This is a genomic window from Microcoleus sp. PH2017_24_DOB_U_A (assembly GCF_020738205.1).
In the GTDB taxonomy this organism is placed as follows: domain Bacteria; phylum Cyanobacteriota; class Cyanobacteriia; order Cyanobacteriales; family Microcoleaceae; genus Microcoleus.
The window spans coordinates 44884-52781 of sequence record NZ_JAEQCT010000040.1; the positions used below are offsets into that span (position 1 = coordinate 44884).

Sequence of the window (7898 nt, forward strand, 5' to 3'; positions counted from 1 at the left end):
GCACTGTCGCGAATTAGTCTCGTAAAAACCCGGTTTCTGGGTTCCTATGCGTAAGTTATATTATATTCTAAAGTTTGTGTCACAATTGAGGAACGATCGATTAATCCTACTGACGAACAAGCCCAAGCCTGTCTGCGCGTCTGCCAGATGTTCTCTAGCTACTACCGAGATATTCAACTATTCCGTTTTAATGCTCGAACCAGAGAAGTATATATTTTCGTAAGTGATGAGCTGCAAGTAATCGTATCTAGTAATGGATTTTGGAGGTTTTTGGATGAAACCGAACTTTGATGAAATGAGCAGATCCGAATTAAAAGCTTATGTCCTATCGCATCGGGATGATGATGAAGCGATTCGGATATTTTTTGGTCGTCGCAATCCCCCAGATTCAAAAGCGACATGGTACGGGCCGATGACTACTCCTGAAGGTTTACCCATTGAAGAAAATATTCGCATCGCTGAGGAAGCAATTAAGCAAAGAGTTGAAATCGATCGCGAAAAACAACAACAACGGGAAAAAGCACAGGAATATCGATTACGCCAAACATTAGAACGGGAAATTGAGGCTAAACTTCGATCGCAAATTGAATTAGAAGTGGAACAGAAGTTGCAGGAAAACTTAGAAAAAGAAATTGAGGCTCTGATAAGTGCGATCGCCCAATTTTTAGCATCAACTAGCGGGTTTTCATCAAGATTGGCAGGGTCGATTCCCTGCGGGATAGCTACGCTTCACGCACTTTTGGCAATTCGTGCCGGAATTGAGGATTTTGGAGATTTTGAGGATTTGCGGAATTAAGTGCGATCGACACTTACGCGTTGCGGCAGAGAAACCGGGTTTTTTCTGAGTCTTTGCACTGCGGCGAATATGCTGGAAAAAACCCGGTTTCTGGGAATGAGGGCGATCGAATAGGTTTATATTAGGTAAGTAATCTTTTTAGGTAATGCTATGTACGCGGTCAAAATTCAAAAAGTTGGAGAGTCTTTAGTCATAACTCTGCCTGAAGAAGTATTGCAACAACTCAAAATCGGTGAGGGAGATAATCTTTTCCTCACAGAAACTCCTGATGGAATTCAACTCACTACCTGCAATCCTCAAATCGATAAAGCAATGAAAGCTTATAGGAAAGTCAGCGAAAAGTATAAAAATGCGCTGCGGGAACTTGCTAAATGAGCGAACCATTTTGGATGGGAGAAGAAATAGCAACAATCATTCATGCAGATCAAATTGCTCAGCATGGGGGTAGTCCGGGAATTAGAGACGACAATCTTCTCTCAGGTAGTTTAGCCAGACCGAGGCATCTATTTGGCTATGGTGAACCGACTTTGTTTGATTTAGCAGCAGCCTATGGCTATGGCTTGACAAAGAATCACCCCTTTATTGACGGAAATAAAAGAACAGCGTTTGCTGTGATGGCAACTTTCCTGGAAGTAAATGGATATTCTCTTGAGGTTCCTGAGATGGAAGTTGTGGGTATAATGGAACGCTTAGCATCTGATGGGGAAACCCAGGATACGTTAGCGAAGTGGTTGGAAGAAAATTCTGTTCAGTCTGTTGATTGAATTATATTGCAAGTTACGGTCTTCCCATAGCGGGTTTTTATAGGGAATACCTGTTCTTTTGGAGACTTCTGTCAGATTCCAACCCTTTTCTTGAGCAAATTCCCGAACTCGCAGCCTAATTCGTCCCATATTCCCGCTGACAAATCAGTTTATTCCTCCAAAATCTCAACCAAATCTTCGATCGCAATATCGAACGCACGGGCCAATTTGTTCAAAGCCGTATAATCGACAGTTGCCAACTTGGGAGAATGGGCATAACTTCTAACGGTACTGTAAGGAATGCCCGATCGCTCAGAAACCTCTTTAAGCGTCCAACCCTTCTCTTGGGCTAGTTCTCGAACCCGCAACCGAATTAACCCCATTTTCCCGCTAACAAATCAGTTTAATATTCCAAAATTTCTACTAAATCCTCGATCGGAATCTCAAATACACGGACTAATTTGTCCAATGCCGTGTAGTCTACAGTTGCCATACCCGCAGAACTGGCATAGGTGGCGATCGTAGTATATGGAATGCCTGTTCTGTTGGAGACTTCCCTGAGAGTCCAACCCCTTTCTTGAGCAAGTTCTCGAACTCGCAGTCTAATTCGTCCCATTTGGCCCTTGACAATTACGAGTAGTCGTAATTGTATGAATATACAGTCAATAGCGATCGCCCTCAGACCTGATAAATCAAGAGCGATCGCCTTTCATTCACCACCCACAAAAGTGGGAAGGATACTCCTATGATACCAAAACAACCGACATATCGCGATCGACTTCAACCTTGGCATCTAATTCGCCACCTCCCCAAGTGTCAGCGGTTAACAGTCGCCCGCTTCGCCCGTCGCCGCGATGCCGAATCTTACCTAAACGCACTGCGCCGCTTAATGCCCGCAGTCCCGCATACAATTGTTTTCGTGAATGCGGTGTCTGTGTTAGATGAAAACAGCGTGCCAATTCCGATGCAATTGCCGATCGAAGTTTAATGCGATCGAACTGATATCTTGCATTTGTTGCCAGATTCCGGCGGGGGTTTAAACCCCCGACGGACTGTTGGAATAAGTGCAAAATGTGCGATCGACAAATTAGTTTACTGTTCCAGAATTTCGACTAAATTGTCGATCGCAAATTCAAACCCACGAGCCATCTTGTCCAAAGCCGTATAATCTACAGTTGCCATACCCTGAGAATTCCCATGAAAAAAGTCAGCATTTGAGATTACTGCACTTAGATGCGCCATAGCCACTCACTTATCAATAAGTTCCCAAAGCCGCGTATCGTAAGTCACCTCTGAATTAAGAAAAACAGGCTTTAACTTGTATTTATATTCTTTTTTAAGCCTCTCTTGGAGTTCCTTACTGGGAAGAAATGCAAACAAATTGCTGTAATTTTTAGGATGCTGAGCAAGCTTAAGTCGATCTCCCCACAGAATTTTCACTTTCGGATCGAGCCGACGGCTCAAAGGAATGAGTTCACCGATCGCAGTATCAGTAATCAACAGCGGAGAATTAGCTTGATTTACGATGCGCGCTATAGGAATAGTGAATTTGCCTTGATCCAGACCTTTATTCCACCAAACTTCTGCTTGAGAACTCAGGGTGCAAGACAGGACTCCAGCCGAAAACACTCCTATTGCAACCAACTGCCAAAACTTCTGCCGCCAGGTATTAACAGTAGAAGAAGTAATTTTCGCAGTCAGCAAATAAGCCACAGCCAACTGCAAACCCAGATAAGTAGGAATTAGATATCGAGCGTAGCCTGAGAGCCGCCGTCCACCTAAAATTAAATCTCCCATCATCAGAGGCACGGATGTAAAAATAATCAAAGCCAAGATGAAAGCGTAAATCGGTTGGGAAGTGTGGCGGCAGACAAAATAAATCGAATATCCCACTAAAAGTAATAAAAATAAAATCACAGGAATCGCAGGGAGCATCTTTTTGAATGAGCTCATCGCATCAATATTTATATCAAAAAAAATCCTGCTACTATTCCCGATCCACCTTGCCATTAAAGATGTCAACGCTATTTTAGGTTCTGGTTGCAGCAGGCTTGGATTAGCGTGCAGAGGTCGGCAATAAATGATTGTCAAATACCAGATTAAACCTGCGATTAGCGTGACTGCAAAGGCGATAGCATAAGAAAAAATGGTTTTACTCAATCGCACTTTTTCAATTATAAGTAGATAGATTCCATGTGCTGTCAACACAAGTAAACCATAAAGATGAGTGTAAATGCTGACGACTGTAATTGCTGTATAAATTCCCCATTGTAGGTTAGTTTTAAGTCGCATAGCCCGCAGCAAAACCGCACTGGATAGTAAAGTTAACACAGTCAACAAAGAATAGGGTCGTGCTTCCTGAGCGTACAGCACGTGGATGGGCGAAACCGATATCAATGCCATTGCTACCCATCCCACCATGGGAGACTCAAACAATTCCAGGCAGAGCCAATAAGCGCAGGGAAACTGTAGTAAACTGATCGCAGCAGGCAAGCTTCTCATGGCTGTAACGCTAGTTCCAAACAATTTAGCCCAAAATCGCGCTATCAGAAAATAGAGTGGTGGCAGTTGACCTTCTTCTGCTGCTAAACCCTTAATAGTATCGATTTCGTTATTTTTATTATTAATGCTCTGATATTTCAGTAAATCTTGGCTAGTGACTGCTGGCCCATTGAATACTTGCTCCTGAACAGATTTCCCTGAGTAGCCAGACACTCGCAAGGAAGTGTAAGTTTCATCAAACCAGTAGAATTTGCGATCGATATTGACAACTCTAAAAAATATGCCCATCACCAACAGCACAAAAAGTAAAAACCGCAGCCCAGTTACAGGTAGTCGCCAATTATTACGATTCATTAAATATCTCCTTGAACAGGACTTAGGCACAGCCCCTACATATAGGGTGAAATAAGGGGCAATCCGCTGTCGTTGACTTACACCTGGCTATGGTGCGTAAGTGCTACTGGAAGCTATTCGCGCATTATTGCATTATCCTAGTCTGCAATAAAAAATCATGCAACCTCTATGGACTAGAGATGCTATGCCAATTGCAGAAAATATTTACATAAGTCAGGAAGCTAGTCGCCCAAAAGCTGAATGAGATAGAGAAAAATTAAAAATTAAATAGTTAACCGAAAAAGTTTTGGTTAAAGAGAGGGAAGGGTGCATCTGGTTTTTGAAGCCTGAAGAAGCATGACCGCATATAAGTTATTAGTTATCATCTCCTATTTTCTGCGGTCATGCTTCGCCCCTACGGATATATTCGCTTGCATTGAGATGCACCCAGAGGGAAGAGGGAAAATGTGTTGATTCTGAATAAAACAATATCAATTTAGTTGAAGAATCGGAGATTGAACAGTTATCTTGAGCAAATTATATAACTGGCAACGGAATTAATTCCAGGTTGCCACCTAAAAATTAGTTTACTGTTCTAATATCTCAACCAAATCCTCGATCGCAATATCGAACACCCGAGCCATCTTATCCAAGGCTGTATAGTCTACAATTGCCATACCTGGAGAATTGGCATAGGTGACGATCGTGGTATAGGGAATACCTGTTCTTTTGGAGACTTCTGTCAGATTCAAACCCCAGGCGGACTGTGGCAATAAATGCAAAATGTGCGATCGCCCTAATTGTTCCAAAAAAGTCTTGCTAAACTATAAATAGACTTAAGTCAAGGAGTCAAATCAATGCCATCTCCCTTTCCCGGTATGGATCCGTATTTAGAGCATCCAGAACTCTGGCCTGCCCTACACCACTGGCTAATTATTGAAATTGCCAGATTGTTATCTCCACAACTACGTCCTAAGTATTTAGTGTCTGTAGAAGTGAGAATGTATGAAACCGCTGACGACAATTTATCAATTGGCATTCCTGATGTAAACGTAATTCAGCCAAGAACCACAACCGAATTAATAACATCAAACGTAGCCGTTGCAGATCCACCAACACAACCATTAACAGTGAATATTCCCATGCCATACCAGGTTCGGGAAGGCTATTTAGAAATTAGAGAAAGGGGAAACCAAGAATTAATCACCCTCATTGAAATTCTCTCGCCTAGCAATAAACGCACAGGAAAAGGACGACAAATGTACGAAAAAAAGCGAGAAGAGATTTTAGGTAGCCGCACTCATTTAATTGAAATAGATTTATTGCGGCGCGGTGAAAAAATGCCAGTTATTGGTAATGACATTGAAAGTCACTATAGCGTTTTGGTGTGTCGGGGAAATCGCCGCCCCAGAGCAGATTTGTACGCTTTTAACGTGCAGAACCCGATGCCAGCTTTTCCTTTGCCACTGCGATCGGGTGATACGGAACCTGTAATCAATTTACAGGAGTTATTCACTGAAATTTACGACGTAGCAAGTTACGATCTCAAGATAGATTATCGTAACTGGGAAGTCATACCAGCGCTGTCAGAGGCTGATACAATTTGGGCTGACGCTTGGTTGCGCGATCGAGGATTGCGATGAATGTCATTGCGAGTCCTTGAATATCATTGCGAGTCCTTGAATGTCATTGCGAGCTCTTAGCGAAGCAATCGCAGAGCCCAAAGATTGCTTCGCTAAGACGCTCGCAATGACAACATATTTTCAAGAACAATGACACCATATTCTAATGACACCATATTCTAAAATTGCTCGATCGCTAAACATCTTGGCTTTGCATCAACCGCTGCTTCAAACGCGCCGGATCTCCCCGATCGACAACCTGGCCTTTTTCCAACAAAAAAGCCCCATCACAATAATTCAACTCATCCAAACGGTGAGTCACCCACAAAGCCGTAATCCCGCGATTTTTCACCAACCGCTGCACCGCCGCCACCAAATCCAACTGAGAATCAGGATCTAACAAAGCCGTAGGTTCATCCAACAGCAAAATTTCGCAATGACGGGCGATCGCCCCAGCCAAAGCAATCCGCTGCTTCTGGCCCCCACTCAAAGCATAAATCGGCCGCCGTTGTAAATCCAGCAAATTCACCGCCTCCAAAGCCTCAGCCACCCTCTGGCGCACCTGAAGATTAGAAAGCCTTTCCTCAACCAAACCAAAAGCCACATCCGCACCCACCGTCGGCATTACCAACTGGTGATCGGGATTTTGGAACACAAAACCCACGCGCCCGCCCAGATCAATTTCGCCCGATTGGGGGTGCAGCAGCCCAGCCATCAGCCTCAGCAGCGTAGATTTGCCGCTACCGTTAGTACCCAAAAGCATCCAAAACTCACCCTTGGGTACATCCAGAGAGCAACCTTGCAAAACTCGATCGCCCGACGGCCAGCAAAAACCCAAATCCCGCACAGCAACCGCTGACTGGCCCATATCGGCGCCCACACCCCCAGCCCTCATTCTGCCAAAGTCATCGAAACAAAACCCGGTGCTCTTCCCGTAGAAGCACTTCCCGATTTCTGAGAAATCACCACCCCAGAAATCTCGCTGCTGAGAACAGCTACCTTTTTCTCAGTATTTTTCTCACAAGTAAGTTCCAAAATTTGCGGTTGGGAGTTACGCATTGCCTCTAAAACCTGCTGGTAAACAGCCTCAGCGTCCTCCACCGATTTCCGCTGCACCGACAGCGAGACGGGCGTGTTCTTCACAATCATGTCAATGCTGAACATATAGTCTTAAAAACCTAAGTTTGGAACTCTACCCTCAGTATATATATAGGACAGGACTTAGGACAGGACTTACGCATCAAGACTCAAAAAACCCGGTTTTTTACTTTTCCGACGGGCTGTAACAAAGTATTGCGGTAAAAAACATCGCTTGCTGTAAGGGCGCTGTCCCCGTGCCGGCAAGGATTCCGGGTTTATTCGAGAACTTAGAGGACTTCCCGAACCAGTCAAGATCCCGAACTTCTTGAAGAAATGCTTGCCATTGTAAAGAATTACCCCTATAATCTTAAATACGGTAAAGAAAAGTAAACTCTGTTCATAATTCAACCCATTTTCTGTTAAGCAGATCAACATTTGGGCAATAATGACTAGAGACAAATCCGTCGTAATTATATCTATTTGGAGATTAGCGTAATGACAATCGCAGTCGGACGCGCCGAGAACGAAAGAGGCATCTTTGATGTACTCGACGACTGGCTCAAGCGCGATCGTTTCGTCTTCGTAGGCTGGTCTGGCATCCTGCTATTCCCCTGCGCTTACATGGCAATCGGTGGCTGGTTAACCGGCACCACCTTCGTTACCTCTTGGTACACCCACGGTTTGGCAAGTTCCTACCTCGAAGGAGCCAACTTCCTCACCGTAGCAGTCTCCACCCCAGCCAACAGCCTCGGACACTCCCTGCTGTTCCTGTGGGGCCCCGAAGCACAGTGGGACTTCACCCGCTGGTTCCAACTCGGTGGC

12 protein-coding genes and 2 pseudogenes are annotated in these 7898 nt (G+C 44.4%); 6 read left to right on the forward strand and 8 right to left on the reverse strand.

The features are described from left to right. Positions 1-274 precede the first annotated feature (274 nt). The 3 genes from JGK07_RS11910 (at position 275) to JGK07_RS11920 (ending at position 1560) form a co-directional block, all read left to right on the forward strand. Positions 275-796: a hypothetical protein gene (locus tag JGK07_RS11910; protein WP_293186073.1), complete on the forward strand. Its 522-nt coding sequence runs from the start codon at positions 275-277 to the stop codon at positions 794-796. Positions 797-946: 150 nt separating this feature from the next. After that, positions 947-1171, forward strand: coding sequence for an AbrB/MazE/SpoVT family DNA-binding domain-containing protein (locus JGK07_RS11915; RefSeq protein ID WP_293186075.1), 225 nt, complete (start codon positions 947-949; stop codon positions 1169-1171). Beyond that, positions 1168-1560 carry a type II toxin-antitoxin system death-on-curing family toxin gene (locus JGK07_RS11920; RefSeq protein ID WP_293186077.1) on the forward strand — a complete coding sequence of 131 codons (393 nt, stop codon included), beginning with the start codon at positions 1168-1170 and terminating at the stop codon, positions 1558-1560. The genes JGK07_RS11915 and JGK07_RS11920 overlap by 4 nt, the downstream gene beginning before the upstream one ends. Positions 1561-1599: 39 nt before the next feature. Here JGK07_RS11920 and JGK07_RS11925 read toward each other — a convergent pair. The 3 genes and pseudogenes from JGK07_RS11925 to JGK07_RS11935 all read right to left on the reverse strand — a co-directional run. Continuing rightward, positions 1600-1689: pseudogene (locus JGK07_RS11925) on the reverse strand (XRE family transcriptional regulator); the annotation flags it as partial. A 20-nt stretch (positions 1690-1709) separates the two neighbouring features. Beyond that, on the reverse strand, positions 1710-1922 hold the full coding sequence (locus JGK07_RS11930; RefSeq protein ID WP_293186079.1) for a helix-turn-helix transcriptional regulator: 213 nt from the start codon (positions 1920-1922) through the stop codon (positions 1710-1712). A 20-nt stretch (positions 1923-1942) separates the two neighbouring features. Further along, on the reverse strand, positions 1943-2155 hold the full coding sequence (locus JGK07_RS11935; protein ID WP_293225795.1) for a helix-turn-helix transcriptional regulator: 213 nt from the start codon (positions 2153-2155) through the stop codon (positions 1943-1945). 129 nt (positions 2156-2284) lie between these two features. On the opposite strand from JGK07_RS11935, the gene JGK07_RS11940 reads away from it, so the two are divergent. Then, positions 2285-2527 (forward strand): hypothetical protein, encoded by a 243-nt coding sequence (locus tag JGK07_RS11940; protein WP_293186082.1) that lies wholly within the window; start codon positions 2285-2287, stop codon positions 2525-2527. 104 nt (positions 2528-2631) lie between these two features. Here JGK07_RS11940 and JGK07_RS11945 read toward each other — a convergent pair whose 3' ends face one another. The 3 genes from JGK07_RS11945 to JGK07_RS11955 form a co-directional block, all read right to left on the reverse strand. Continuing rightward, entirely contained in the window at positions 2632-2781 is a 150-nt protein-coding gene (locus JGK07_RS11945; protein WP_293198011.1) for a hypothetical protein, read from the reverse strand. 6 nt (positions 2782-2787) lie between these two features. After that, positions 2788-4395, reverse strand: a complete 1608-nt coding sequence (locus JGK07_RS11950) for a glycosyltransferase family 39 protein (protein WP_293225797.1) — start codon at positions 4393-4395, stop codon at positions 2788-2790. A 566-nt stretch (positions 4396-4961) separates the two neighbouring features. After that, positions 4962-5159 carry a helix-turn-helix transcriptional regulator gene (locus JGK07_RS11955; RefSeq protein WP_293192738.1) on the reverse strand — a complete coding sequence of 66 codons (198 nt, stop codon included), beginning with the start codon at positions 5157-5159 and terminating at the stop codon, positions 4962-4964. 72 nt (positions 5160-5231) lie between these two features. Between JGK07_RS11955 and JGK07_RS11960 the strand changes: the two genes are divergently transcribed. After that, a complete protein-coding gene (locus tag JGK07_RS11960; RefSeq protein ID WP_293186091.1) occupies positions 5232-6017 on the forward strand; it encodes a DUF4058 family protein in 786 nt (261 codons plus the stop codon). Positions 6018-6192: 175 nt separating this feature from the next. Here JGK07_RS11960 and JGK07_RS11965 read toward each other — a convergent pair whose 3' ends face one another. Both JGK07_RS11965 and JGK07_RS11970 read right to left on the reverse strand, forming a co-directional pair. Then, positions 6193-6891 carry an ABC transporter ATP-binding protein gene (locus JGK07_RS11965; RefSeq protein ID WP_293157252.1) on the reverse strand — a complete coding sequence of 233 codons (699 nt, stop codon included), beginning with the start codon at positions 6889-6891 and terminating at the stop codon, positions 6193-6195. Continuing rightward, positions 6888-7160, reverse strand: a complete 273-nt coding sequence (locus JGK07_RS11970) for a hypothetical protein (protein ID WP_293157255.1) — start codon at positions 7158-7160, stop codon at positions 6888-6890. Before JGK07_RS11970 ends, JGK07_RS11965 begins: the two co-directional genes overlap by 4 nt. A 411-nt stretch (positions 7161-7571) precedes the next feature. Here JGK07_RS11970 and JGK07_RS11975 point away from each other — a divergent pair. After that, positions 7572-7898: pseudogene (locus JGK07_RS11975) on the forward strand (photosystem II D2 protein (photosystem q(a) protein)); the annotation flags it as partial.

Coding starts and splice junctions, on each gene's coding strand:
- JGK07_RS11910 (WP_293186073.1), top strand. CDS start 275: ATGAAACCGAACTTTGATGAAATGAGCAGATCCGAATTAAAAGCTTAT.
- JGK07_RS11915 (WP_293186075.1), top strand. CDS start 947: ATGTACGCGGTCAAAATTCAAAAAGTTGGAGAGTCTTTAGTCATAACT.
- JGK07_RS11920 (WP_293186077.1), top strand. CDS start 1,168: ATGAGCGAACCATTTTGGATGGGAGAAGAAATAGCAACAATCATTCAT.
- JGK07_RS11930 (WP_293186079.1), bottom strand. CDS start 1,922: ATGGGGTTAATTCGGTTGCGGGTTCGAGAACTAGCCCAAGAGAAGGGT.
- JGK07_RS11935 (WP_293225795.1), bottom strand. CDS start 2,155: ATGGGACGAATTAGACTGCGAGTTCGAGAACTTGCTCAAGAAAGGGGT.
- JGK07_RS11940 (WP_293186082.1), top strand. CDS start 2,285: ATGATACCAAAACAACCGACATATCGCGATCGACTTCAACCTTGGCAT.
- JGK07_RS11945 (WP_293198011.1), bottom strand. CDS start 2,781: ATGGCGCATCTAAGTGCAGTAATCTCAAATGCTGACTTTTTTCATGGG.
- JGK07_RS11950 (WP_293225797.1), bottom strand. CDS start 4,395: ATGAATCGTAATAATTGGCGACTACCTGTAACTGGGCTGCGGTTTTTA.
- JGK07_RS11960 (WP_293186091.1), top strand. CDS start 5,232: ATGCCATCTCCCTTTCCCGGTATGGATCCGTATTTAGAGCATCCAGAA.
- JGK07_RS11965 (WP_293157252.1), bottom strand. CDS start 6,891: ATGAGGGCTGGGGGTGTGGGCGCCGATATGGGCCAGTCAGCGGTTGCT.
- JGK07_RS11970 (WP_293157255.1), bottom strand. CDS start 7,160: ATGTTCAGCATTGACATGATTGTGAAGAACACGCCCGTCTCGCTGTCG.